Genomic DNA, 24,879 nt, shown 5'->3' on the forward strand with positions numbered 1-24,879 from the left:
GGCGAGCCTGGCGCAGGAGGATCATCGACTTCATGGGTGATATGTGGAGTTGGGGCGTGCGGTTGTCAAATCCCGGGGGGATCTGACTCGATCGTTCGACGTTGATGCGAGCTCAGGCGGGGCAAGTCCGGGGCGACGGGGCCTGAGGTGTGAAATCAGGCGAGGACGGTGAGCAGGCCTTCGAACAGGCGGCGGCCGTCGGTGCAGCCGTGCGCTGGTTCGACCACGCGCTCCGGGTGGGGCATCATGCCCAGCACATTGCCCTTTTCATTGAGGATGCCGGCTATGTCGCGGGCGGAGCCGTTCACCTGCTCGCCGTAGCGGAAGGCGACCTGGCCCTGTTGTTCGAGGCGGTCGAGCGTATCCGCATCGGCCTGGAAGTTGCCGTCGTGGTGGGCGACCGGGACGGTGATGCTCTCGCCGGGCTGATAGCCGCGGGTAAAGGCAGTGTTGGTGGTGACGACCTCCAGCTTGACGTCGCGGCAGACGAAATCGAGGCCGGCGTTGCGCATCAGCGCGCCGGGCAGCAGGCCTGCCTCTGTCAGAACCTGAAAGCCGTTGCAGATGCCGAGCACGTTGGTGCCACGGGAAGCTGCAGCGATGACTTCACGCATGACGGGGGCGCGGGCGGCGATGGCGCCGGAACGGAGATAGTCGCCGTGGCTGAAGCCACCGGGGATGGCGATGAGATCGAGGCCGGTGGGGATTTCCGGATCATCGTGCCAGAGCGCGTGCGGCTTCTGCCCGGTGACGAGTTCGAGCGCCACCATCAGGTCGCGATCGCAGTTGGAGCCGGGGAAGACGACGACGGCGGTTTTCATGGGGCTATCCTCAGGCCAGCTCGACCTTGAAATTCTCGATCACGGTGTTGGCGAGCAGCTTGCGCGCCATTTCGGCCACCTGTTCCTCGCTGGTGCCGGGGGCGACATCGAGCTCGATAACCTTGCCGACGCGGACTTCCTCTACTCCGGAAAAGCCGAGGCCTTCGAGGGCGTGGTGGATGGCACGGCCCTGCGGATCGAGGACGCCGGGCTTGAGCGAAACGGTGACTCTGGCTTTCATGTGCGGGCCTATGCGCTGCAGGGCAAAAAAAGGGAAGAGGCAGGGTGTATCGACAGCGACGGCGCGCGATCGAGCTGCTTGGTGTCCGTCCCTATCGGGCGGACGATCTTTGGGCGGATCAACTGGCCGGCTTTGCCCGCCATGTGGAGGCGCGACGATGACGGGGTCTGCCGTGATCGTCGCCATTCGGGTGAAGGCGTCTCCGCTGGACGCCTTCGCGGCCTTTACCGACGGCATTGGCCGCTGGTGGCGGTCGCATCCGCTGTTTCCGATGCAGGCCGAGCGGATCTGGTTCGAGGGTGGCCGGCTGCGGGCCCTGCTGGAGGGCGGCGGAGCATTGGCGCGCGCTGTTGCGCGGGATGGCCGCCGGTGTTGGCTAGCCCCTGCCGCTATTGTCCGGCGTAGCGCTGGACTGCGGCGAGCGCCTGCGCGAAGGCGGACGTGCCCGGTGCGATCACTTCGAAATGGCCGGATACCGGAGCGATCTGGATATCGCCGCGGTCGCCTGCCTTTCGGACGGCCTGGATGTAATCGAAGCCGATGGCCGGATAGGTGACGGGATCGAAGACGCCGTGCAGCATCACCACGGGGATGCCCGTGGGGAGCAGCAGCTCGGGCGAGGTGTCGGCGAAGCGCGCGTCCCCTTCGCCGGGCGCGAGCTTTGCAACGGTGTCGGCGCCGCAGATGAGGCCGATTTCCTGTTCCCAGTTCTTCAGCGAGCCGATGCCGCCGACGCCGACGACGGCGCGGGGCCTGAGCGGCTTTTCGCTGGCGAGCGGGCTGGCAGCGGGCAGCTTGGAGCGGCCGGCGGCCCAGAGTGCGAGATGGGCGCCTGCGGAGTGGCCGAAGACGACGACGCGGTTGAGGTCGAGCTTGTTGGCCTCTGCATGGTCGCGGAGCAGGTCGATCGCCTTGCCGACATCCTGGTAGGTGCCGGGGTAGCCGCCGCCCTCTTCGTCGATACCGCGATAGCCGATGGACCAGACGGCATAGCCCTTCTCGACGAAGGCGCCGGCGGCCGGGCGCATGATTTCCGGGCCGGCGATGGCCTTTTGCCAGCAGCCGCCGTGGATGAGGACGACGACCGGGCGCAGCGCATCGGGATGTTCGGCGTCCGGACGGGGGAGGAACAGCTCCACCTTCTGGCTCGGCGCTTCGCCGTAGGGGAGGGTTTCCGATGGCGCGGCTGCCGGCAGCGATGTCACGGCGCGGGCCGACATCAGGCGCGGGAGCTCGATCGACTGGGCGGCCAGCGGGGCCGTGCAGAAGGGGGCCGCGACCAGCGCGGCTGCGGCCATCGGAAGCAACCTCATTGGGTAGTGCGCGCCTTGCGGGCTTCGTCGAGATCGAGGATGGGGGTGTCCGAGCCTTCGGGGATGAGGCCGAGGCGGCGCGCGACTTCCTGATAGGCCTCTACCTCGCCGCCGAGGTCGCGGCGGAAGCGGTCCTTGTCGAGCTTTTCGTTGCTCTTCATGTCCCACAGGCGGCAGCCGTCGGGGCTGATTTCGTCGGCCAGGATGACGCGGCTGAAATCATCTTCCCACAGGCGGCCGAATTCGAGCTTGAAGTCGACGAGGCGGATGCCGATTCCGGCGAACAGGCCGGTGAGGAAATCATTGGTGCGGATCGCCATGTCGACGATGTCGGCGAGCTCGTCCTGGCCGGCCCAGCCGAAGCAGGCGACATGTTCCTCGGTGATCATCGGATCGCCGAGTGCGTCGTCCTTGTAGTAATATTCGAGGATGGTGCGCGGCAGCGGAGTGCCTTCCTCGATTCCGAGGCGCTTGGACAGGGAGCCTGCGGCGACATTGCGCACGACCACCTCGATCGGAATAATCTCTACCTGACGAACGAGTTGCTCGCGCATGTTGAGGCGACGAATGAAGTGCGTGGGGATGCCGATATTGCCGAGCAGCGTAAACAGATGCTCGGAAATGCGGTTGTTGAGGACGCCCTTGCCCGAGATGGTGCCCTTTTTCTGGGCATTGAAGGCGGTGGCATCGTCCTTGAAATACTGGATCAGCGTGCCGGGTTCGGGGCCCTCGTAGAGGATCTTGGCCTTGCCCTCGTAGATCTGGCGGCGGCGGGACATGCGTTTCGTTCCTTGGCGTAAGTGAAGTTGGGGCATAGCCGGTTCCGCCATGGACGGCAACGCGACTGCACTTTGCCTGAACGCCGTTTGCGCGGTAGGCTGGAAAATGGCTTTTCGACACCTGCTGATGGCGGTTGCCGCCCTGGTTTCCGCCCCTGCGCTGGCGGCGGATGTGGTGGGAGCATCCTTTGCGCCGATCTGCGGCAAGGCCTTTGCCGGACGAGTGGTGATCAGCGACGCGCTGGACCGCGACATGGCCGGCGAGAGGTTGGTGATGCAGGTACGCATGTGCGGCGACGGGGACGTGCGGATTCCCTTTCATGTGGGGGCAAATGCGAGCCGGACCTGGATGCTGTCGCGGACCGCGGCGGGATGGCGGCTGAAGCATCGGCATATGCATGCGGACGGGACGGCGGATGCGCTGACGAATTATGGCGGGGAGGGGATGCCGGTTTCCCTGGCTGAAGGTGGCTGGCGGATCGAGTTTCCGGCGGATGCGGAATCGAAGGCGATGTTTCTGGCGCAGGATCGGGCGGCCTCGGTGGCGAATGTCTGGGCGATGGAGCATCTGCCGGGGAAGCTGTTTGCCTATGAGCTGAAGCGGCCGGGGCGGTTTTTGCGGGTGGAGTTCGATTTGTCGAAGGAGGTGGCGGCTCCGGCGGCGCCGTGGGGGGTGCCTGTGGAGCCCTGAGGGGAGACGGGTGATGCTGAAGACCAAGCTGGTGAAGCAGACGGACGATGCCAAGGCGAAGGCGGCCTGGACTGCGGTTCGGCGGGCGGAGGCGGAATTCGGCGCCGTTCTGGAGACGGCGCGGCCGGGCGGCAGTTGGGCGGTCCTGGGGAGCATGCCCGATGGCGACATCGAGGCGTTGGCGTTCCTTGTGCTGATGCAGGCATCGAAATCGGCGCAGGAGGATCTGAAGGCGATCATGGCCGGGGTGAAGGCCATCAACGCCAGGAAGGCGAAGCTCAGGGAACTGCTGGGGGAGAAGCAGCAGGAGGGGGCGCGGCTGGATCCGGATGCCTATGCGCGGGCGGTGCTGACGATGCAGGTGGACCTGATGGTCGACGAGATCCGGCGCGACCTCGATTCGATGTCGGAGATGGGGGAGATGGAGAGTTTGCGGCTGCAGATGGCGATGGACCGGATGTCGAAGATGATGAGCACCTTGTCCAACCTGCTGAAGAAGCTGGCGGATACGCAGCAATCGATCGTGCAGAACCTGAAATAGTCAGCCGCAGTAGCCAAGGAAGAGCCAACCAGCTGAGCAGCCGGCGCAGCTTTGCCATCATCGTGGATTCGCCCGGTTTTCTATAGTTTCACCAGCATCTTGCCGGTGTTCTGGCCGGAGAAGAGGCCGATGAAGGCGTTGGGGGCGTTTTCGAGGCCTTCGTGGATGGTTTCTTCCCACTTGATGCGGCCTTCGGCGATCCATTTGCCCATGTCCTGCAGGAATTGCAGCTGCAGGTGGGCATAGTTGGTGACGATGAAGCCCTGCATCTTGAGCGACTTGCCCACCACCAGGATGATGTTTTTCGGGCCGGGCGCGGGTTCGGTGGCGTTGTAGTCAGCGATCATGCCGCATTCGACGAAGCGGCCGAAGGGGCGGGCGAGTTCGATGGCGACTTCGAGATGTTCGCCGCCGACATTGTCGAAATAGATGTCGATGCCCTTGGGGGCGGCTTCGCGGACTGCAGCCAGCAGGTTGCCGCAGGTCCGGTAGTTGATGGCGTGATCGACGCCGGCTGCGCGCAGCCAGTCGCATTTCTCGTCCGTGCCGGCGGTGGCGACTACGGTGCAGCCGAGGATCTTGGCGACCTGGGCGACGACCGAGCCTACGGCGCCGGCCCCGCCCGAGACGAACACGGTTTCGCCGGGCCTCGGTTCGCCGATCTGCGTGAGGCCCGCATAGCCGGTGAGGCCCGGCATCCCGAGGACGCCGAGGAAGGCCTGGGTCGGGACGCCGGGGATCGAGGGCAGTTTCTGCAGGGCGGTGCCGGCGGCGACGAAGGCGGTGCGCCAGCCGAGCATCGAAAGGACGAGGTCGCCGGGCTTGAACGCCGGATCGCCGGAGGCCACGACTTCGCCGATGGCGCCGCCCTGCAACGGTTCGCCGATCTGGAAGGGGGGTACGTAGCTGGGGCGATCGTACATGCGGCCGCGCATGTAGGGATCCACCGACATGTAGATATTCCGGACGAGGACATCGCCCGCGCCAGGATCCGGAAGGGTGACGGTGCCTGTCTCGAAATGCTGGGCGGCGGGCGTGCCTTCGGGGCGGCTCTTCAGAAGGATCTCGCGCGCTTGCATCGATTCTCTCCCCTTAGTGCGCTGTTTTGGCAGGCCTGAAGCGATTCCATAGCCCGACGAGCTGGGCAATCAGCAAGCCCAGCAAGACGCCGAAGATGCCGGCAAAAGTGGCGTTTACGATCCATTCGACGACGGCTTCGCCAACGGGGAAGGCTGAGGCGATCGCATGCGCCCAGTTGTGCAGCGTGTGCGGGATCGCTGCTGCAAAGCCGATGACGTCGAGGCCGTGGAGGACGATGCCGCCGCCGACCCAGGCCATCGCCGCCGTACCGATGACGGAAAGCGCAGCCAGCAGTTTTGGCATGCCGGTGACGAGGCCGCGGCCGACGGCTTGCGAGAAGCCACTCTCGTAGCGGGCGAGGCGGACGCCGATGTCGTCCATCTTTACGATCAGGGCGACCGCGCCATAGACGGCGGCGGTGACGATCAAGGAGACGCCGGCGAGCGCGGCCGCCTTGGTGGCGATAGACATGTTGCCGAGCGCGCCGAGCGCGATGGCGAGGATTTCGGCCGAGAGGATGAGATCGGTGCGGATGGCGCCGTTCACCATGGTCTTTTCATGCTCGCCGGTTTCGAGGGCGACGGGCGTGTCAGGATCGTGGGCGCCGTGGTGGAGGCCGAGCTTTTCCATCACCTTTTCCGCAGCTTCGAAGCAGAGGAAGGCGCCGCCGATCATCAGGAGCGGCGTAAGGGCCTGTGGCAGGAAGGCAGCAAGCGCGATGAAGGCCGGGAGCAGGATCAGCAGCTTGTTGCGCAGACTGCCCTTGGCGATCTTCCAGATGATGGGAAGCTCGCGGTCTGGCGTGAAGCCGACCACATATTTCGGGGTGACGGCCGCGTCGTCGATGACGACTCCAGCTGCCTTGGAGCCGGCCTTTGCGGAGGCGGCTGCTACGTCGTCGAGAGAGGAGGCGGCGACTTTCGCGATTGCCGCGATGTCGTCGAGAAGGGCGATGAGACCGGAAGCCATGGTGCGGGCTTAGCGAGGCTTTGACGGGAAGGCGAGATGGGAATGGGCATCCTGACCGTCGCGGTCAGGATTGCGCCGCGCGGAGAGAGTCGATCGCTTCGTTGGCGAGCGCGTCGGCGCGTTCGTTCATGGGGTGGCCGCTGTGGCCCTTTACCCACTGCCATTCGATGGCATGTGGCTTTGCGGCGCGATCGAGGGCCATCCAGAGGTCGGCGTTCTTCACCGGCTCTTTCGAGGCGTTGCGCCAGCCATTCTTCTTCCAGCCGTTGAGCCACTTCATCATGCCGTCCATCAGGTAGCGGCTGTCGGTGACGAGCGTGACGTGCGAGGGCTTTTTCAGCGCTTCGAGGGCCTTGAGCGCCGCGGTCATTTCCATGCGGTTGTTGGTGGTGAGGGCTTCGGCGCCCGTCAGTTCCTTTTCGTGGGAGCCGGATTGCAGGATCGCGGCCCAGCCGCCGGGGCCGGGATTGCCCTTGCAGGCGCCATCGGTGGTGATCCGGACTTCAGGAAGCGCGGGCATAATGTTCGAGCCGGCGGGCGAAGGGGAGGGGGTCCTTGCGCTGGACGAGCGCGTCTGACTGAGGGGCGAGCCAGTCCTGCGCGCGGGAGAGGAGGAAGCGCAGCGAGGCGCCCTGCGCCAGCAGCGGGAAGCTGGTGCGCTCGGCGGGGGTTAGCGGGCGGATGCTCTCATAGCCGTCGAATAGCGCCCGTTCGTGGGCGGGCAGGGGGGCGCTGCCATCCCTGGGGAAGGCCCAGGCGGCGTGCAGGACGGCGAGATCGTAGGCATAGAGGCCGGTGCAGGCGAAATAGAAATCGATGAGGCCGGTGACGCGGTTGCCGAGCATCAGCACATTGTCCGGGAAGAGATCGGCGTGGATGGTGCCGCCGGGGAGGTCTGCCGGCCAGTTGGCGGTGACGTCTGCGAGGCGCGATTTGACGAGGGCCGCGAGGCCCGGTTCGATACTGTCGAGGCCGGAGGCGATTTCGCGCGCGGTTGCATTCCACCAGTCGGGGCCAAGGCCGTTTTGGCGCTGGGCGGTGAAGCCGGCGCCGGCGAGGTGGAGGCGGGCGAGGGCTTCGCCGGCGCTGCGGGCCTGTTCGGCGGTGGGTTGCGAGACGGAGACGCCGGGGAGGAACTGGATGAGGCAGGCGGCCTTTCCGGCGACCTCTTGCAACGCTTCGCCGGAGCGGTCGCGGATGGGACGGGGGACGGGGAGGCCGGCCCTTGCCAGATGCTCCATCAGTTCGATGAACCAGGGCAGCTCGGCGATGTCGATCCGGCGTTCGTAGAGGGTGAGGATGAAGCGGTCTGTCGTCGTTTCGACGAGGAAGTTGCTGTTGGAGACGCCTTCGGCGATGCCCTTGGCGCTGACGAGGGCGCCGGTTTCATAGCGGGCGAGAAATGCCTCCAGCGCTTCGGCCGGGACATCGGTGTAGACGGCCATGGCGTTGTCAGGCGTCGATGAGGGCGCGGGGCAGCTTGAAGACCACTTCCTCGGTGGCGGTGGTGACTTCCTGGACTGACACCTCGAAGCGGGTGCGCACGGCGTCGATCACTTCCTGAACGAGCACTTCGGGGGCGGAGGCGCCGGCGGTGATGCCGAGCATCCTGACGCCCTCGAACCAGCTCCAGTCGATGAATTCGGCGCGCTGGATAAGATGCGCCTGGGCGCCTTCGCGGGCGGCGACTTCGCGCAGCCGCTGGGAGTTGCTGCTGTTTTCGGCGCCGATGACGAGGACGAGTTCGCAGCTGCGGGCGATTGCCTTTACCGCGGTCTGGCGGTTGGAGGTGGCGTAGCAGATGTCCTCGCCCTTGGGGCCGTTGATGCTGGGAAAGCGGCGCTGGAGCGTGGCGACGATGTCGGCGGTGTCGTCGACCGAGAGTGTCGTCTGGGTGAGGAAGCCGAGATCGGCGGTTGGCGGGCTGACGCTTTCGGCGTCTTCCACCGTCTCTATCAGCGTCATTGCGCCTTCCGGCACCTGGCCGAAGGTGCCGATCACCTCCGGGTGGCCGGCGTGGCCGACGAAGAGGATATGCTTGCCCTGCTGCACCAGGCGTTCCGCCTGGCGGTGCACCTTGGAGACGAGCGGGCAGGTAGCATCGAGCCAATCGAGGCCGCGCGACTGGGCAGTGGCCGGAATCGCCTTGGGGACGCCGTGGGCGGAGAAGATGACCTGGGCGCCATCGGGCACTTCGTCCAGTTCCTTCACGAAGACGGCGCCCTTGGCCTTCAGGCTGTCTACCACGAAGCGGTTGTGGACGATTTCATGGCGCACATAGACCGGGGCGCCATGTTTCTGCAGCGCCAGCTCCACGATCTGGATTGCGCGCTCTACGCCGGCGCAGAAGCCGCGCGGGGCCGCGACGAGAATGGAGAGCTGGGGGCGATCGGCTGTGGGGCTTGCGTTCATGTTGGCCCTCTTAGGGGAACATGCGGCCGCCATGAAGCCCCTTCCCAACTTGGGTGCGGCGCGCCTAAGGGACGCAGGATATGGGGCGTGGGAACCAGGAGACACCGAGTTTGTCGAAGGCTTATCTGTTTGTCGGGCTTGCCGCGGCTGCGATCGCGCTGACGGGCTGTAACCAGAACCCGCTGAAGGTGAAGCGTTCGGCGTGCCCGGCGGTTGCGATCCCGACCTATACCGGTTCGGTCACCCGCTTTGATCCGCCGCAGAGCCGCAACGCCGATGCCATCGAGCTGACGGCGCAGATTACGGACGTGCAGGGCAATTGCATCGAGGGGCCGGAATTCCTGACCACCGACGTGACCTATACGGTTACCGCGCAGCGCCGGAAGGCGGGCGGGGCAAAGCAGGTGTATCTGCCGATCTTCATCGCCATGGCGCAGGGCGGAAACGTGCTGGTTTCCAAGCAGGTTACCGGGGTGATGCTGGAGTTCCAGGACGGACAGCTGCGTACGCAGACGAGCGGTGGGGCGCGGGCCGATGTGCACCGTTCAGCCGTAACGCTGCCGCCGGAGGTGCAGGCGCGCATTACCCGCGAGCGCAAGCCCGACGAGCCGGATGCGCTGGTGGACCCGCTTTCCGATCCGCAGGTGCGGGCGGCCGTGCGCGCCTCCAGCTTTGAAGTGCTGGTCGGTTTCCAGCTGGATGATGCCAGCCTTGCCTATAATGTCGGGAAGTAACCGGCTATCTTGACGAAGGGGCTGCCCTCTCTCTATGGGCGCCCTCCCGAGCGGAATGCCGCCCGGAGCGCGTGGCGACCGTAGCTCAATTGGTTAGAGCGCCGGTTTGTGGTACCGGAGGTTGCGGGTTCGAGACCCGTCGGTCGCCCCAGCGTTATCCGCAAGTGACTGCACGCGCAGTCAAATCCAGCCGTCAGGTGGCAAGTTGAAAAGCGAACAGGGCTATGGAGTGCTGCTGCTGCCGGGCCTTTTGGGCGGGCTGGCGGTCGGCATTGCCGTGGGGCAGCCTTCGGCGGGCACGGTGATCGGGCTGGGGCTGGGGGCGCTGGCGGCCCTGTTGTTGCGCCTGCGCGGGAAGCGCTGAGCTGGGACTGCGCGGGAAGCGCTGAGGCAGGTTCAGGGTAGAGCCCGCGAGATCCAGACGACGCGGCCGATTATTTTCACGCCGGCGGGATCGCAATCCGGAAAGGATGGCCAGGCAGCATTGTCTGCAAGGATGGCGATGCGCCGGGTCACCGGATGCACCGACAGGCGGCGGATGTTGAGGCTGGGGCCGGATTCTATCGCGTAGATGCCGTCGCGGGCCGAGACGCAATCGTGGGTGTCGACCAGGATCAGGTCTCCGGCGAAGAGCGTGGGCGACATCGAATCGCCCTCTACCTGCAGCGCGGAGAGGCCGGGGATTACCGATAGTTCGAGCTGGCGGACGAACCGCGCATCGAGATCGAGTGGACGGACCGCCGGATCGCGGGAATCGACAAAGCCGACCCGGAGCAGCGGCTGGCGCGCTGAATCGGGCGATACGCTGACGCTGGCGTGCGGAGGGCCGCCGAGCCTTGCTTCGCTGACGCCGAAATGCGCGGAGAGAATGCGCCGGTCGGTTTCCGACAGGCGGCGGGGGATGCCGCGCTTGATGAACTGCTGGATGTAGGCCGGGTTGCGGCCGAGCAGGCGCGATACCTCTGCATAGCCGGTGCCGGAGCGCTGGATCAGCAGATCGAGAAGCTGCTGGACCGATTCCCCGGAGCTTTCGCGCTGGGGTTCCTGCCCGTGTTCCATTTGGGGTTCCACGGTGGCGGCGCCGACGCTGTGGAGGGTTGGTTCAGACATTATGAGAGGAGCCCCTGCTTCCGTTTACCTTCTTTATCATAGGAATTAGCCTAGACTAGTAGGAAACCAACCATCAGGTTCAATTTGGTCGATTCGGAAGGCGCGGAGTGGGCGCCGCCGGTTTTTCCGGACGGATCGACCATGGGTCGACATGTGGAGTGTTGCGATCATGTCCCTATTGTATGCCATTGAGACCTGCCTGAGACTGACAAATATCCCGCCGTCGCGCTTTGGCCGGGAAAGTGTGCGCGACCCGCGGCTGGTTCACGACATGCGTCGGGGCCGCGAGCCGGGGCGCAAGGTGGAACAGCGCGTGCGGCTTCATATCGATACGGTGATGAGCCAGTTGCCGGAACGTGGCGGCCAGCGCGCTTCCCGACGGAATTCATTCTGATGCGGGCGGGGCTTACGGATCCGCACATCCGGCTGCTGCGGAGGATGCGCGAATGGATCTCGACCGACCCGTGGTTTGTCGACTGGCGGGATCGCGGCGGCAAGCCTTCGCTGGCGATCGAGAGCTTTGACAGTGCGCCCTGGGCCAGCCTGACCTTCAGTGGCATGCGGCATGTGCTGGATGTGCGGCTGGACGGCGCCGGGACGGACGTGGAGCAGGCGCTGGCGCAGCTACGCGAACAGCTGCCGGAAACCGATCTGGGGATCGCTGGCCATTTTCTGGCAGAGATACAGGTTGTCGAAACTGCACTGGAAATTGGCGAGGATGGGCGCACGTCGCTGTGCCTCCGTGTGGAGGCACTGACCATAGAGGAATAGGAATTTAACGCAAGTGCTGCCGATAGGCGTAGGAATAATCATTTGATGCGTTCCTGCAAATCGAGTGGTGCTCAAATTATGTTGTGCGAGCGTTCCGAACTGGGCTAGCAATTGAGTCGCGCGCAAATTGGGCGTGAACGAGATTCTGGTCAGGGCAAGGGAATGGCCGTGGGGACGAACTTGGCGAACGCGGCCGGTGTGGGTGCCGCTGGCGGGGACCGGATCGGAAAGGGCCGTATCGGAACTGCCTGGGGGCTGGCGGCGCTGTTGGCCGCCGGCCTCGCCCTATCCGCTTGTGCAAGCGGCGAGCCTGCCAAGGTCGCAGACGAAACGGTGCCGGTGGTGCTGCACCGGGTTGGCGATTCGGTTGGGGTTCGCACAGGCACGGCGGCCGGCACGGTGCGACTGCGGCGGGAAACACCGCTGGCCTTTGTGAGCGACGGGCGGGTGCTTTCGGTTTCGGTGCGTGAGGGCGACGTGGTGCGCGCCGGTCAGCAGCTGGCGCAGCTGGACCGCACGGCGATCGATGCCGCGGTGCAGTCGGCGGATTCGCGGGCACGGCAATCGGAGGCGGAGGCCCGCCGCCAGCGCGACCTCTACACCAAGGGATGGGTGACGAAGGCACGGGTTGAGGCTGCTGATGCGGCGGCCGAGGCGGCGCGGGCCGAGAAAAGTTCGGCACAGTTCACCCAGCGTTTCGCGACGATCGCGGCGCCTGCCGGCGGGGTGGTCTTGCAGCGGCTGGCGGAGCCGGGGCAGACACTGGCGGCAGGCACGCCGGTGATCCTGCTGGGAGAATTTTCCAGCGGTTTCGTGTTGCGGGTGCGGATGCCAGCCGGGCAGGCGGCCGGCTTGCGGCGCGGAGAGGGTGCGACGGTAACGTTCCGGGACGGCGCCGCGCCCCCGATGGCGGCGCGGATCATCGAGATTGCCGGTCGGGCCGATCCGCGCACCGGAACCTTCCAGGTGGAGTTTGCGCTGCCGGCCAATCCGGCGCTGCGGTCCGGGCTGATCGCCGATGTGGCACTGCCGGCTGGAGGTGCAGAGGGTGCGCCGGTGCTGATCCCCTCGACGGCGCTGTTTTCGGCGCGGGCGGACGAGGGTTTCGTCTGGCGCTATGCGGACGGCGGTGTTGCCAGGGCGCAGATGGTGAAGCTGGGCGCGGTTTCGGGCGAGGGTGTCGAAGTGGTTTCCGGGCTGGCGCGCGGTGACCGGATTGTCGCCGCCGGGGTGAACCGGCTGGTGGAAGGGCAGAAGCTGCAGGTGGTGGCCGATCCGGCGCAGACGCGCCTGGCCGCTGCGCGATGAAGGGTCTGGTCTCTTTCGCCGTCCACCGCTGGCAGGCGACGCTGGTGGTGTTTGCGCTGGTGGCGGCGTTGGGGGCGCAGGCGTTTTTCAGCATTCCGCGCTCTGTCGATCCGCAGTTCATTGCCCCCATCGTGCAGGTGATTGCCGTGCTGCCCGGCGCCGATCCGGCGGACATCGAGCAGACAGTCGTGAAGCCGGTGGAGGAGGCTTTGGCCGGCCTCGACAATATCACCAAGCTGAGATCCACCTCTACCGACGGGCAGGCCGTGGTGGTGGCCGAGTTCAGCTGGGAGAGCGACCCGAACGGCAATTATGACGAAGCCGTGCGGGAGGTGAACGCCATCCGCAATACCCTGCCGGCGGGCATCCAGCGGATGGAATATCGGCGTTTTCGCACCTCTGACAGCAGCGTTGTGCAATATGCCATCGTTTCGGAAACCGCCTCGTGGCGGCGGATGGAGAAGGTGGGCAAGGACCTGAAGGAGTTGTTCCAGCGCCAGAAGGGCGTGCGGAACGCCGTGGTATGGGGTGTGCCGAAGCCGGAAATCCGCGTTTCGGCCGATCTGGGGCGGATGGCGGAGCTGGGCATTCCGGTGACGCAGCTGACCGACGCGCTGCGGCTGGGCGGGACCGATCTGCCGCCGGGGCCGATGCGCTCGGGCGAGCAGCGCTTTAACTTGCGGGCCGGCGGTGCGTTTCGCGATCTGGCGGAAGTGCGGGCAGTGCCGCTGCGTGCCGAGGGCGAGCGCGTGGTGCGGGTGGGCGATGTGGCGACCGTGAGCTGGCAGACGGTGGAGCAGAGCCATGCGGCACGCTTCAACGGCAAGCGCGCGATCTGGGTGACTGCGACCCAGAAGGACGGCGTGAACGTGCTGGATGTGCAGAGGCGGCTGACGGAGGCCGCCGACGGCTATGCGAAGGTGCTGCCGCCGGACATGAAGATGAAGCTGGCGTTCGACCAGTCCGACGATGTGCGGCGCAAGCTGTCTCTGCTGGCGCGCGACTTTGCGATTGCGCTGGGGCTGGTGCTGATCACGCTGTTGCCGCTGGGGCCCCGGGCCTCGGCGGTGGTGATGGTTTCGGTGCCGCTGAGCCTGGCCATCGGGGTGATGGTGATGTGGTGGCTGGGCTATAGCCTGAACCAGCTGGTGATTACCGGCTTCATCCTGTCGCTGGGGATATTGGTGGATGATTCCATCGTGGTGGTGGAGAATATCAGCCGGCATCTGCGAATGGGGTACAGCCGGACGGCGGCGGCGCTGGCGGGTACGCAGCAGATAGCGATTGCGGTGCTGGGCTGCACGGCGGTGCTGATCTTTGCCTTCCTGCCGTTGACGGCGCTGCCCGAGGGCGGGGGGAAGTTTACGCGCGGGTTGCCGATTGCGGTCATCGCGACGGTGACGGCTTCGCTGCTTGTTTCGTTGACGATCATTCCCTTCCTGTCGTCGCGGTTGCTGTCTCGCGAAGTGAAGCCCGAGGGGAACAAGGTGCTGCAGGCGGTGGAAGCCGGCATCCATCGGTTCTACGCGCCGGTCTTGCACTGGGCGCTGGAACGGCCGCGACTGGCCTTCTGGGGAGCGATGGCGCTGTGCGTGGCGGCGCTGGGGCTGGTGCCGGTGCTGGGGACCAGCCTGTTTCCGCCCGCCGACACGCCCTATCTGGTGGTGGAAGTGGAAGGTTCGGAGGGCGCCGACCTTTCCGCGACCGACCGGGCGGTGCGGTTTGTGGCCGAGACCTTGAAGGCGGAGCCCGAGGTGCGCGACACCATGGAGAATGTCGGGCGGGGCAACCCGCAGATTTTCTATAACGTGCGGGAAACGGCGCAGAAATCCAACTATGGCACGGTGGCGGCGACGCTGACGGGCTGGGATCAAAAGGATACGCCGGCGCTGATCGAGCGCTTGCGGGCGCGGTTTGCGACCTATCCCGAGGCGCGGATTACGCTGGAGCCGTTCAAGAACGGGGCGCCGATCGACGCGCCGGTGCAATGGTTCATTTCCGGGCCTGATCTGCGCGTGCTGAAGACCTTGAGCGAGGAGGGCGAGGCGCGGATGCGGGCGACCCCGGGCACGCGCGACGTGCGCAACCCGATGAGCTTTGACCGGATCGACCTGGACCTGGGGCTGGATTCCGACAAGGCTGCGCTGTTGGGGGTGAGCCCGGCGGCCGCGCGGCGGGTGACCAGGCTGGCGCTGGGCGGCGAGGCGGCCGGGCGGTTCCGCGATGACGAGGGCGATAGCTATGATGTGATGGTGCGGCTGGACAGCGGCGACAGCCGGCCAGGCGTTGGCCCTTCGAAGGACCGTCCGCTGGGGGCGCTGCAATCCGTCGATGCGCTGGGGCAGATCTATGTGCCGAGCGCTTCCGGGGCGGCGGTTCCGCTGGAGGCGATTTCCGAGCCGAGGCTTTCGAGCGGGCCGGCCTCCATCTATCGGTATGGGCAGCAGCGGTCGGTTTCGCTGACGTCGAACGTGGCCGAGGGATTCCTGACCTCCAAGGTGAACGAGGCGGTTGGGGCGCGGCTGAAGGCGATGGAGCTGCCGCGCGGCTACTCGCTGACGCAGGGCGGCGAGGCGCAGGCGCAGACCGAGAGCTTTGGCGGCATGGGCGGCGTGGCGCTGCTGGCGATGTTCGGGATCTTCTGCATATTGGTGCTGGAATTCGGGCGCTTCCGCGAGACGATCGTGGTGGCTGGCGTCATCCCGCTGGGGATGTTCGGCGGGCTTATCACGCTGTTCCTGACAGGGAATTCGATCAGCTACACCGCCGTTATCGGCTTTGTTGCGCTGATCGGGATCGAGATCAAGAACTCGATCCTGCTGGTGGATTTCACGACGCAACTGCGGCAGCGGGGGATGGAATTGCGGCCGGCCATCGAGCGGGCGGGCGAAGTGCGCTTTCTGCCGGTGCTGCTGACGAGCGTGACGGCGGTGCTGGCGTTGTTGCCACTGGCGCTGTCTGGGTCAGGACTTTACTCGCCGCTGGCCTGGGTGATTATCGGCGGGCTGATTTCCTCGACAATCCTGAGCCGGGTGGTGACACCGGTGATGTATCTGCTGCTGGTGCGGCATGCGCCGCCGCTGGAGCGGGTCAGTGAAGCGCCGCCGCCGCTTCCGGAGAATTGAGTCTCCGGCGGAGGGTGGCGCCCACCAGGCCAAAGCCGGTGATCAGCAGTGCCCAGCTGGCGGGTTCGGGGACGTTGAGTTCGCCGCGGACCACCCAGGTATCCAGACCCCAATATTCGAGCGATTCCTTATCGACCTGCGAATAGTCCGCGCCCGGATCCCAGATGTGGCCGGTGGTTCCGTCATACCAGTTGCATTCGCGGAAGGCGTTGTCGCCGCTGAAATAGGTAGCGGCGCAGGCGCCGTCTCCGCCGACGTCCACGGGTATGCCGTCGCCTTCACCGAAAAGGGACCAGCTGGCGAAATCCACCCCGCCCTGATCGACGTTGGCGCCGGGAAAGACGAAATCCTGCGCGGTTGGGCGCCAGGCGAATTCGCGAGCAGTGGGCAGGCGCCAGCCGAACGCCGACTGGAAGCCGAGATCGATATCGTTGCAGCCTTCAGTCGGTGGGCAGGCGCTGGCCCAGGCCCAATCCAGCCCATGGCGGGTGATATAGGCGTTGGAGGCGAGCGGCCGTTCATAGAGGGCGGCCTGTGCGGCGGCGGGAAAGGCGAGGGCCATGACGGCGGCGAGCAGCAGGCGGAGCATGTGGCATTTCCCCAGAACTTAACCTCGGGAGGTAGCGTGCAAGGCGGATGCCAATTGCCAAGCGGCTGAGACTGGCTGCTTTCGGGTTTCGCAGTTGCAACAAAGTGTCAGGCAGGCCTTACAGACTTGCCTGACACGGTTGCGGGTCAGCCGAGGCGTGCGAGCGCGGCGCGGAGGCGTGTAGCCTCTGCCGTGCGGGCTTCATGGTCTTCGCGGGCCTTTTCGACGGCTTCGGGCTTGGCGCGTTCGGTGAAGCCGGGGTTGTTGAGGCGGCCGGCGAGGGCTGCGGCTTCCTTTTCGGCTTGCTCGGCGGTTTTGGTGAGGCGGGCGCGCTCGGCTGCGAGGTCGATGACACCTTCGAGGGGGATCGCATAGCCGAGGCCTTCGACGACGAGTTGCGCCGTGCCGCCGGGGGGCGGCGGGGTGAAGGAGATGCCGTCGACGCGGGCCAGACGTTCGAGCGCCGGGCGCTGGCGTTCGAGGCGGGCTTGCAGGTCAGTGTCTGCTTCGGGCGCGTGCAGCGGCAGCTTGGAGCCGGGCGGGACGTTGAGTTCGGTGCGGGCCGAACGGATGGCGGAGACGAGATCGATGAGCCAGGCGATTTCGGCTGTGGCCTCGTTGGTTTCGGGCGTGAGCTTCGGCCATTCGGCGAGGATGAGGTCTTGTGCGCGGTCGCCTTGCGCATGCCAGAGTTCTTCCGTGAGGAAGGGCATGACTGGGTGGAGGAGGATCAGGATCTGGTCGATGACCCAGCCTGCGACTTGTTTGGTTTCCTCGGCTGCTTCGCCGCCTCCGGCGAGCAGCGGCTTGATGAGTTCGAGATACCAGTCGCAGAATCGGCTCCAGGCGAACTGGTAGAGGGTGGCGGCATATTGGTCGAAGCGGTAGCCGGTGAGGGCGGCTTCGGCGTCTGCTGCGGCCTGCGCGGTTTCGGCGAGGATCCAGCGGTTTACGGGCAAGGTGGCGCGGGGCGTTTCGGTCGGCCCGGCTGCGATGCCCTGGGATTGGGCGAAGCGCACGGCGTTCCAGAGCTTGGTGGCGAAGTTGCGGTAGCCTTCGACTCGCTTTTCGTCGAACTTCACGTCGCGGCCCTGCGCTTCGCTGGCGGCCATGGTGAAGCGCAGCGCGTCGGCGCCGAAGCGGTCGATCAGCTCGAGCGGATCGACGGTGTTGCCCTTGGACTTGGACATCTTCTGGCCTTTGGAATCGCGGACGAGACCGTGGCAGTAGACGGTGTGGAAGGGGGCCTGCTGTGTGAGTTCCAGCCCCTGCATCATCATGCGGGCGACCCAGAAGAAGATGATGTCGAAGGCGGTGACGAGGACGTCGCCGGGGTAATAGCGGGCGAGCTCGTCGGTCTGCTTGGGCCAGCCGAGCGTGGCGAAGGGCCAGAGGCCGGAGGAGAACCAGGTGTCGAGAACGTCGTCGTCGCGGCGCAGGCTGACGCCGGCTCCCGCCTTGGCCTGTGCTTCCGCCTCGCTGTGGGCGACGATGATCTCGCCCTCGGGCGTGAACCACGCCGGGATGCGGTGACCCCACCAGAGTTGGCGGGAGACGCACCAGGGTTGGATGTTATCCATCCAGTTGAAATAGGTTTTTTCCCAGGTTTTCGGCACGAACTGGGTGCGGCCGTCGGCGACGGCGGCGCGGGCTTCGACGGCCATTTTCGGGGCGTCGGCATACCATTGGTCGGTTAGCCACGGCTCGATGACGACGCCGGAGCGGTCGCCATAGGGGAGCTGAATGGTCTTGTCTTCGACGCGTTCGAGCAGGCCCAGCGCGTCAAGATCGGCGACGATGGCCTTGCGGGCTTCGAAGCGGTCGAGGCCGCGATAGGCTTGCGGGATGCTGTCGTCTGCGAGGATGTTGGCGGTGGCGTCTAGGACGTTGATCCAGCCGATTTCCTTGTGCCGTTCATAGACGGCCCAGTCGTTGAAATCATGCGCCGGAGTGATCTTCACGCAGCCTGAGCCCAGTTCCGGGTCGGCCCATTCGTCGCCGATGATGGGGATCTGCCGGCCCGTCAGCGGGTGGGCGATGAGCTTGCCGATAAGCGCCTGGTAGCGCTCGTCCTCGGGGTTCACGGCGACTGCGGTGTCGCCCAGCATGGTTTCCGGCCGGGTAGTGGCGACGATCAACGCGCCTGAGCCGTCGGCGAGCGGGTAGCGGAGGTGCCAGAAATGGCCCTGCACTTCGCGGGTTTCGACTTCGAGGTCGGAGATGGCGGTCTGGAACTTCGGGTCCCAGTTCACGAGGCGTTTGTCGCGGTAGATCAGGCCGCGCCTGTGCAGCTCGACGAAGACGTGGGTGACGGCCTTCGAGAAATCCTCGTCCATGGTGAAGCGTTCGTGCGCCCAGTCGCAGCTGGCGCCCAGCCGGCGCATCTGCCGGGTGATGGCGCCGCCGGACTGGCGCTTCCAGTCCCACACGGTTTCGAGGAAGGCCTCTCGTCCGAGGCTGGCGCGGGTGAGGCCCTGGCCGGCGATGGTGCGCTCCACCACCATTTGCGTGGCGATGCCGGCGTGATCGGTGCCGACGATCCAGCGCGCGTCGCGGCCCTTCAGCCGGTTCCAGCGGATGAGGATGTCCTGCAGCGTCTGGTTCAGCGCGTGGCCGATGTGCAGCGTGCCGGTGACGTTCGGCGGCGGCAGGACGATGGTGAAGGGCTGCGCATCCGGGCGGGCGGGGCGGAAGGCGCCCGTCTCTTCCCAGTGCGCATACCAGCGGGCTTCGATTTCGGCGGGGGTGAAGGTCTTTTCGAGCATTGCCGGGGCCGCTTAGCTGGCCGTGGCTTCAATGGAAAGTCAGTCGCTGACGATGAGTACAGCGGCGACGATCATCAGGCCGAAGCCGAACAGCTGTTTCATGCTGACCCCGTCGCCGAAGAGCAGCACGCTGACGATGAAGAAGGTGAGGATCGAAAGGCTTTCCTGAATGCCCTTCAGCTGCGGCAGGCTGAAGACCTGGCTGCCGATGCGGTTGGCCGGCACCATCAGCATATATTCGAAGAAGGCTATGCCCCAGGCGACGAAGATGACCAGCAGGAGAGGTGCGGCCTTGTACTTCAGGTGGCCGTACCAGGCGAGGTTCATCAGCAGGTTGGAGGCCGACAGCAGCAGGATGGTGGTGAGCTGCGGGCTCAATGGGGGTTGATTACCTGCCGGTGAGGCGGGCGATTTCGTCTGCCGCCATTTTCTGGATGATTTCCGGCAGATGGGCGTTGAGCCATGCTTTCACCTGGGGGCGGATCAGCTCGGCCAGGAACTCCTCCACCGTATGCTGGGCGGGCGGGACGGGAGCGGCGGCAACCGGCGCTGCCGCTGCCGCCTTCTTGCTGCCCTTGGCCGTCGCGCGGGGGGCGGGGGTTTCCGCCGGCTCTGCTTCGGCCGCCTCGATCGCCTGGGGCGCAGTTTCCCCGCCCACCGTCGCGCGGATGGAATCGAGAATGGACGCCAGGTTCGGATCGAGGGTCTTGCGGGTCATGGCCTGCCTACTGCTGTGGCCCCATCAGATTGGGGTTGGTGATGGGGGCGGTGTCGCGCGCGGTGTCCTTGCGCGGATCTGGATTGTAGCCGAACTCGGCAAAGCCCTTCCCTGCGACGCGCCTGGCGTTGACGGTCGGGTCATAGCGCTGGACGCCGGGACCTTCGAGCGCGATGTCAGCGGCGCCGACGGCCTCAAGCAGCTGGAAGGCGGCGACATAGCGGTCACGTTCGGCCTGCACGAGCTGGACGCGGCTGTTCAGCAGTTCCTGCTCGGCGTTCAGCACATCGAGGATGTCGCGGCTGCCGACCTGATTTTCCTGCCGAACCCCTTCAGAGGCGAGCGTGTTGGCGCGGACCGAAGAGTTGGCGGCGGTGATGGTCGCCTCTGACGTCTTCAGCAGGGCCCAGCTGTTGTTGACGTTTTCGGTGACCTGCCGCTCGGTAAGGCTGATGGTTTCCAGTGCTTCGCTCTGCCGGGCCTGCGCCTGACGAACCTGCGCCGCGATAAGGCCGCCGGAGAAGAGCGGCATCCCGGCGGTGACGCCGATACGCGGATCGAAGCCGGAAGCGCCGAGGCGGTTGTTGGAATAGTCGTTGTAGTTGGCCGACGCCTGCACGCCGATGGAGGGCATGCGGCCGGCCTTGGCCGCGCGCACATCCTCTGCAGCTGCGCGTTCGTTGGCGCGGGCGGCCGCCAGGACGGGGTTGAGCTCGGCGGAGCGGGAAAGCGCCTGCGCGTCGTCGGCCGGCAGCGGCGGCAGCGGCGGCAACGGATCGAGCTGGCCGGGCGGACGGCCGACGAGGCGCTGATAGGCCTGCCGGGCGAAGACGGCGTTGCCGCGCGCGGCGATCAGGTTTGCCTGCGAGACGGACAGGCGCGCCTCGGACTGGGCAACGTCGGTGCGGGTGACGTCGCCGACTTCGAAGCGATCCCTGGAGGCGCGCAGTTCCTGCTCCAGCACGCGGACCTGATTCTCGTTCAGCTTGACGATTTCCTGCGTGCGCAGGACATCGGCATAGGCGGCCACGGTATCGACGATGAGGCGCTGTTCGGCGGCCGACAGATTGAGGCGGCTGGCCTCTATCCGGGCCTCGGCGCCGGATACGCCGGCGCGGATGCGGCCGCCTTCCCAGATCGACTGGCGCAGGGTGAGGCCGCCGATCCAGACCTGGCCGAGATCGGCGAAGCTGTCGCTGAGGCTCTGGTTGAAGCTGCCCTTCAGGTCGAGGTGGGGGAGGGCGCCGGACGAGGCGATGGGAACGCCTTCATCGGCCTGGCGCACGCGGGCGCGGGCGGCGGCGACGGAGGGGTTGTTGGAATAGGCGAGCGCGATGGCATCCTGCAGCGATTCCGCGGAAACGGGTGCTGCAAGGACGGTGGAGGCCAAGAATATGGAGGCCAGCAAATGGGTTCGCATGAGGGGGGCTTTCAGAACTGGAAGGCCGGGGCCTTGCCGAAGGACGGCAGAAGAGAGCCGGCCGCCTCCGCAAAGGGCTCCAGGCGGAGTATCCCGGCCTGCCTGATGCCTTTTGCGGCGCGCGATACTCCATCGCTGCCTGTGAGGATCGCAAGCAACCGGCCCCCCTCGGCCAGTTGTGCGACCAGATCGGAGGGCAGTGTTTCCACCGCCCCGTCGATTAGGATGAGCGTGAACGGGCCGAAATCCTCGGCACCGGCCTCCAGCGGGCCTTCGATCACGCGGACGTTTGGATAGGAAGCGAGGTTGGCGCGCGCCGCGGCGGCGAGGCCGGCATCGCTTTCGAGCGCCACGACATGATCGGCAAGCGTCGCGAGGATCGCTGCGGAATAGCCGGTGGTGGCGCCGACGACCAGCACCCGGTCTTCAGGGCGGGCGTCTGCTTGTTCTATCAGGTGGCCTAGGCTGAGCGGCGCGAGCAGTTCGCGGCCGTTTCCAAGCGCCTGCGGGGCATCGACATAGGCGAGGCCGCGACGCGAGGGAGCGACATAATTTTCGCGCGGGACGGCGAAGAAGGCGCCGACGACGCGCGGACTGACGATGCCGCAGGGCTTCAGCTGGCTGTCGATCATCGCTTCACGGGCGGCGAGAGTGGAAGCGGAAACGGCGGAAGCCACGCGGATAGTCCCTTTGCGTTCAATCGAAAATGCACCTGTGCGGGGGCACTGATACCCATGGGGGGCGTTCGCCGCAATTGCTTATGAATGGCCGGGGTTGCCGGGGTGATGTTCCGTGCCTGCGAGCCTGCGCATGAAGAGGCCTGCGCCGATCAGCATGGCGGCAGCGATTGCCATCAGCCAGATTGGATGGCCGGGGAAGGCGAGCTTCATCACATTGCCCATCACGCTGGAGACGAGAAGCTGGGGCAGGACGATGAAGATATTGAAAAGCCCCATGAAAACTCCAAGCTTTGCCTGCGGAAGGGCAGAGGAAAGGATGGCGTAGGGGAGGGTGAGGATGGAGGCCCAGGCGATGCCGATGAAGAGCATCGGCAGGATCAGCCAGGCGGGATCGCGGATGACGAGGAACAGCGCGAAGCCGAGCGCCCCGGCGAAGAGGCCGTACATGTGGGCGCGGGCGCGGCCTATGCGGGCGGCGATGGACGGGATTGCGAAGGCATAGGCAGCGGCAACGCCATTGTAGACGGCAAACAGCACGCCGACCCAGTCGGCGCCGTCGTTGTAGGCGCGCGAGGCGGTGTCGGTGGTGCCGTACATATATTGGGTGACGATCGGGGTGGTGTAGATCCACAGGATGAACAGCGCGATCCAGGTGAAGAACTGGACGACGGCGAGGCGCTTCATCGTGGGCGGCATCTGCACCAGATCGGAGACGATGCGGGTGACCGGCCCTGGCTTGTGGCCGGCAAGCGAATGGCGGCGGGTGAATTCCTGCAGCGCTCCATAGCCGATGAGCGCGCCGCCGAGGATGTAGACCGGGTTATCGAGACGGAACTGGGCGACGAGCAGGATGGCGATGGCGCCGAAGGTGATCCACCAAAAGCCGTTCATTGGCGTGGCGAGTGGCTCGTCGTGGGCGAGTTCGGCGCCGGTTCCCTCGAAGGCGCGCATTTCATCCGGTGAATATTCGCGGGTTGTGAAGACGGTCCACAGCACGGCGACGAGCAGGGCGGCGGCGCCGATATAGAAGGCGAGGCGCACCGAGGGCGGGATTTCCCCGGCATGGGCAACGTTGGAGATGCCGAAATAGCGGGTGAGGACGATGGGGGCGAGGCTGGCGGCGACGGCCCCGGCGCCGATGAAGACCGTTTGAAAGGCGTAGCCGGCGGTTCGCTGCTTTTCGCTAACCATGTCGCCGACGAAGGCTCGGAACGGTTCCATCGAGATGTTTAGCGAGGCATCGAGAATCCAGAGCATGGAGGCGGCGAACCACAGCGCCGAGGAATTGGGCATGCCGACGAGGGCGAGGCTGGCAAGGATGGCGCCGGCGAGGAAATAGGGTCGGCGCCGGCCGAAAGGGCCCCAGGTGCGGTCGGAGAAATAGCCGATGATCGGCTGGACGAGGAGGCCGGTGATCGGGCCGGCAATCCAGAGGAAGGCGAGATCGTCTATCGAGGTGCCGAGCGACTGGAAGATGCGGCTGACGTTGGCGTTCTGCAGGGCGAAGCCGACCTGGATGCCGAAGAAGCCGAAGGACAGGTTCCACAGGCCCCAGAAGCTGCGGTTCGGGCGGCTGAGCTTTGCTGTCGCTGTGTTGGTATCAGCCCTGCTGTCCATTCGCCCCCTTCCCCGGGAATATACTTAACGCGTAATGCGTGCCCGCGCGAGGTTGTTTGGATATTTCGGGTTTTGCAACAGGTTGGAGGCGGATTCTAGCTGGAAGCGCCCGAGCTCTGGCGGACGACGAGGCGGGTGGGGAGCATGGAGCCGGGGGCGGGCAGGCCTTCCAGTTGGGCGCGGACGGCATCGACGAGGAGCTGGCCGGCGCGCTGGGTGTCTTGCACGACGGTGGTGAGCGGGGGGCGGGTGCTGGCGGCGGCGGGGATGTCGTCGAAGCCGGTTACCGCCACATCCGCAGGGATGGAAAGGTTGCGATCCGCAAGCGCGCGCATGGCGCCGATGGCGATGAGGTCGGAGGCGGCGACGATGGCATCGAAGCGATGGCCGGCGTCGAGCAGGGCGTGGGTAGCAAGCGCGCCTGCTTCCTCGGTGGTGATGGCGTCGGCCTGCAGGGGCGGCGGGAGGTTTGCGGCGGCCAGTGCTTCGGCGACGCCGCGGTGGCGCGCCTCGAACTCCGGGTAGTGGCTGCTGGCATGGCCGAGGAAGGCGATGCGCTGGCGGCCAAGACCGATCAGGTGCTCGGCTGCCATGCGTCCGCCGGCGACATTGTCGGAGCCGATGGTGCTGCCGGGGACGTCGGCGCCGTCGACGCTGCCCCAGCGGGCGAAATGCGTGCCCTGCGCGGCGAGCTGGACGATGCGCTCGCGGTAGAGTTCCCAGTCGCCATAGCCGAGCAGGATGATGCCGTCGGCCTTGTGGCTGTCCTCGTAATCGGTGTGCCAGTTGTCGGAGAGTTGCTGGAAGCTGACGAGGAGGTCGTAGCCGGAGCGCTTGGCGGCGCGGGTGATGGAGCCGAGCATGGCGACGAAGAAGGGGTTTATCAGCGATTCGTCGGTGGTCGGATCCTCGAAGAAGAGCAGGGCGAGCGTATCGGAGCGGCGTTTCCGCAGGGAGGAAGCGGCCTTGTCCACCTTGTAGTTGAGCTGGCGGGCGATGGCCTCGATACGCAGACGGGTCGCCTCTGACACCATCGGGCTGCCGCTGAGCGCGCGGCTGACCGTGGGTTGGGAGACGCCGGCAATATGGGCGATATCGAAGGATGTGGGGGCGCGATCCCCCCGCTGGCCGGCTTCGGGGGCGGCGGCTGTTCCGTCTGTTTGTGGCCGAACGGTCACATGTCCTCCCGATGCGT

Annotated in this window: 26 protein-coding genes and 1 tRNA gene; 9 read left to right on the forward strand and 18 right to left on the reverse strand. The window is 66.0% G+C overall.

Annotated features, from left to right (window positions below; genetic code table 11):
• Positions 1–155: 155 nt before the first annotated feature.
• The 4 genes from purQ to purC form a co-directional block, all read right to left on the reverse strand.
• Positions 156–821: a phosphoribosylformylglycinamidine synthase subunit PurQ gene (gene purQ, locus IM784_RS01945; RefSeq protein ID WP_199553596.1), complete on the reverse strand. Its 666-nt coding sequence runs from the start codon at positions 819–821 to the stop codon at positions 156–158.
• A gap of 10 nt (positions 822–831) precedes the next feature.
• Positions 832–1,062 carry a phosphoribosylformylglycinamidine synthase subunit PurS gene (purS, locus tag IM784_RS01950; RefSeq protein WP_199553597.1) on the reverse strand — a complete coding sequence of 77 codons (231 nt, stop codon included), beginning with the start codon at positions 1,060–1,062 and terminating at the stop codon, positions 832–834.
• 389 nt (positions 1,063–1,451) lie between these two features.
• Positions 1,452–2,375, reverse strand: coding sequence for an alpha/beta hydrolase family protein (locus IM784_RS01955; RefSeq protein WP_199553598.1), 924 nt, complete (start codon positions 2,373–2,375; stop codon positions 1,452–1,454).
• A complete protein-coding gene (purC, locus tag IM784_RS01960; RefSeq protein ID WP_199553599.1) occupies positions 2,372–3,154 on the reverse strand; it encodes a phosphoribosylaminoimidazolesuccinocarboxamide synthase in 783 nt (260 codons plus the stop codon). Before purC ends, IM784_RS01955 begins: the two co-directional genes overlap by 4 nt.
• Before the next feature lie 106 nt (positions 3,155–3,260).
• Between purC and IM784_RS01965 the strand changes: the two genes are divergently transcribed.
• Together IM784_RS01965 and IM784_RS01970 are read left to right on the forward strand one after the other, a co-directional pair.
• On the forward strand, positions 3,261–3,845 hold the full coding sequence (locus tag IM784_RS01965; protein WP_199553600.1) for a hypothetical protein: 585 nt from the start codon (positions 3,261–3,263) through the stop codon (positions 3,843–3,845).
• A 13-nt stretch (positions 3,846–3,858) separates the two neighbouring features.
• Positions 3,859–4,386: a hypothetical protein gene (locus tag IM784_RS01970; RefSeq protein ID WP_199553601.1), complete on the forward strand. Its 528-nt coding sequence runs from the start codon at positions 3,859–3,861 to the stop codon at positions 4,384–4,386.
• Positions 4,387–4,466: 80 nt separating this feature from the next.
• On the opposite strand, the gene IM784_RS01975 is transcribed toward IM784_RS01970, so the two are convergent.
• From IM784_RS01975 to ispH, 5 genes are all read right to left on the reverse strand, one after another.
• On the reverse strand, positions 4,467–5,465 hold the full coding sequence (locus IM784_RS01975; protein WP_199553602.1) for an NADP-dependent oxidoreductase: 999 nt from the start codon (positions 5,463–5,465) through the stop codon (positions 4,467–4,469).
• A 13-nt stretch (positions 5,466–5,478) separates the two neighbouring features.
• Positions 5,479–6,435 (reverse strand): DUF808 domain-containing protein, encoded by a 957-nt coding sequence (locus IM784_RS01980; RefSeq protein WP_199553603.1) that lies wholly within the window; start codon positions 6,433–6,435, stop codon positions 5,479–5,481.
• Positions 6,436–6,499: 64 nt separating this feature from the next.
• Complete coding sequence (rnhA, locus tag IM784_RS01985) at positions 6,500–6,955, reverse strand: ribonuclease HI (RefSeq protein ID WP_199553604.1); 456 nt, start codon at positions 6,953–6,955, stop codon at positions 6,500–6,502.
• The gene (gene thrB, locus IM784_RS01990; protein WP_199553605.1) at positions 6,939–7,880 is read right to left on the reverse strand and encodes a homoserine kinase; all 942 of its coding nucleotides are present in this window, start codon (positions 7,878–7,880) and stop codon (positions 6,939–6,941) included. Before thrB ends, rnhA begins: the two co-directional genes overlap by 17 nt.
• A 7-nt stretch (positions 7,881–7,887) precedes the next feature.
• On the reverse strand, positions 7,888–8,847 hold the full coding sequence (ispH, locus tag IM784_RS01995) for a 4-hydroxy-3-methylbut-2-enyl diphosphate reductase (RefSeq protein ID WP_199553606.1): 960 nt from the start codon (positions 8,845–8,847) through the stop codon (positions 7,888–7,890).
• 110 nt (positions 8,848–8,957) lie between these two features.
• On the opposite strand from ispH, the gene IM784_RS02000 reads away from it, so the two are divergent.
• From IM784_RS02000 to IM784_RS02010, 3 genes are all read left to right on the forward strand, one after another.
• Entirely contained in the window at positions 8,958–9,581 is a 624-nt protein-coding gene (locus IM784_RS02000) for a hypothetical protein (protein WP_235976474.1), read from the forward strand.
• A 74-nt stretch (positions 9,582–9,655) separates the two neighbouring features.
• Positions 9,656–9,732 (forward strand) — tRNA-His (locus IM784_RS02005).
• Between the two features lie 54 nt (positions 9,733–9,786).
• Positions 9,787–9,945, forward strand: a complete 159-nt coding sequence (locus tag IM784_RS02010) for a hypothetical protein (protein WP_199553608.1) — start codon at positions 9,787–9,789, stop codon at positions 9,943–9,945.
• A gap of 32 nt (positions 9,946–9,977) precedes the next feature.
• On the opposite strand, the gene IM784_RS02015 is transcribed toward IM784_RS02010, so the two are convergent.
• A complete protein-coding gene (locus tag IM784_RS02015) occupies positions 9,978–10,691 on the reverse strand; it encodes a S24 family peptidase (RefSeq protein ID WP_235976475.1) in 714 nt (237 codons plus the stop codon).
• A gap of 178 nt (positions 10,692–10,869) precedes the next feature.
• Between IM784_RS02015 and IM784_RS02020 the strand changes: the two genes are divergently transcribed.
• The 4 genes from IM784_RS02020 to IM784_RS02035 all read left to right on the forward strand — a co-directional run bounded on the left by IM784_RS02020 (position 10,870) and on the right by IM784_RS02035 (position 15,895).
• Positions 10,870–11,085: a hypothetical protein gene (locus IM784_RS02020; RefSeq protein WP_328799415.1), complete on the forward strand. Its 216-nt coding sequence runs from the start codon at positions 10,870–10,872 to the stop codon at positions 11,083–11,085.
• Positions 11,085–11,462, forward strand: a complete 378-nt coding sequence (locus IM784_RS02025; RefSeq protein ID WP_199553609.1) for a hypothetical protein — start codon at positions 11,085–11,087, stop codon at positions 11,460–11,462. The genes IM784_RS02020 and IM784_RS02025 overlap by 1 nt, the downstream gene beginning before the upstream one ends.
• Before the next feature lie 168 nt (positions 11,463–11,630).
• The gene (locus IM784_RS02030; protein ID WP_199553610.1) at positions 11,631–12,770 is read left to right on the forward strand and encodes an efflux RND transporter periplasmic adaptor subunit; all 1,140 of its coding nucleotides are present in this window, start codon (positions 11,631–11,633) and stop codon (positions 12,768–12,770) included.
• Entirely contained in the window at positions 12,767–15,895 is a 3,129-nt protein-coding gene (locus IM784_RS02035) for an efflux RND transporter permease subunit (RefSeq protein ID WP_199553611.1), read from the forward strand. Before IM784_RS02030 ends, IM784_RS02035 begins: the two co-directional genes overlap by 4 nt.
• Here IM784_RS02035 and IM784_RS02040 read toward each other — a convergent pair.
• The 8 genes from IM784_RS02040 to IM784_RS02075 form a co-directional block, all read right to left on the reverse strand.
• Entirely contained in the window at positions 15,861–16,484 is a 624-nt protein-coding gene (locus IM784_RS02040) for a PEPxxWA-CTERM sorting domain-containing protein (RefSeq protein ID WP_235976477.1), read from the reverse strand. The genes IM784_RS02035 and IM784_RS02040 overlap by 35 nt on opposite strands.
• 146 nt (positions 16,485–16,630) lie before the next feature.
• Positions 16,631–19,249, reverse strand: a complete 2,619-nt coding sequence (locus IM784_RS02045) for a valine--tRNA ligase (RefSeq protein WP_199553612.1) — start codon at positions 19,247–19,249, stop codon at positions 16,631–16,633.
• 39 nt (positions 19,250–19,288) lie between these two features.
• Positions 19,289–19,627 (reverse strand): DMT family protein, encoded by a 339-nt coding sequence (locus IM784_RS02050; protein ID WP_199553613.1) that lies wholly within the window; start codon positions 19,625–19,627, stop codon positions 19,289–19,291.
• A 10-nt stretch (positions 19,628–19,637) separates the two neighbouring features.
• The gene (locus IM784_RS02055; RefSeq protein WP_199553614.1) at positions 19,638–19,967 is read right to left on the reverse strand and encodes a DUF2497 domain-containing protein; all 330 of its coding nucleotides are present in this window, start codon (positions 19,965–19,967) and stop codon (positions 19,638–19,640) included.
• Between the two features lie 7 nt (positions 19,968–19,974).
• The gene (locus IM784_RS02060) at positions 19,975–21,375 is read right to left on the reverse strand and encodes a TolC family outer membrane protein (RefSeq protein ID WP_199553615.1); all 1,401 of its coding nucleotides are present in this window, start codon (positions 21,373–21,375) and stop codon (positions 19,975–19,977) included.
• A 23-nt stretch (positions 21,376–21,398) separates the two neighbouring features.
• Complete coding sequence (locus tag IM784_RS02065) at positions 21,399–22,064, reverse strand: protein-L-isoaspartate O-methyltransferase family protein (RefSeq protein ID WP_199553616.1); 666 nt, start codon at positions 22,062–22,064, stop codon at positions 21,399–21,401.
• Positions 22,065–22,145: 81 nt separating this feature from the next.
• Entirely contained in the window at positions 22,146–23,684 is a 1,539-nt protein-coding gene (locus IM784_RS02070; RefSeq protein WP_199553617.1) for an MFS transporter, read from the reverse strand.
• Between the two features lie 95 nt (positions 23,685–23,779).
• Entirely contained in the window at positions 23,780–24,862 is a 1,083-nt protein-coding gene (locus tag IM784_RS02075) for a LacI family DNA-binding transcriptional regulator (RefSeq protein WP_408015268.1), read from the reverse strand.
• Between the last annotated feature and the right edge of the window lie 17 nt (positions 24,863–24,879).

Origin of the sequence: Sandaracinobacteroides hominis (assembly GCF_016464365.1) — a bacterium.
In the GTDB taxonomy this organism is placed as follows: domain Bacteria; phylum Pseudomonadota; class Alphaproteobacteria; order Sphingomonadales; family Sphingomonadaceae; genus Sandaracinobacteroides; species Sandaracinobacteroides hominis.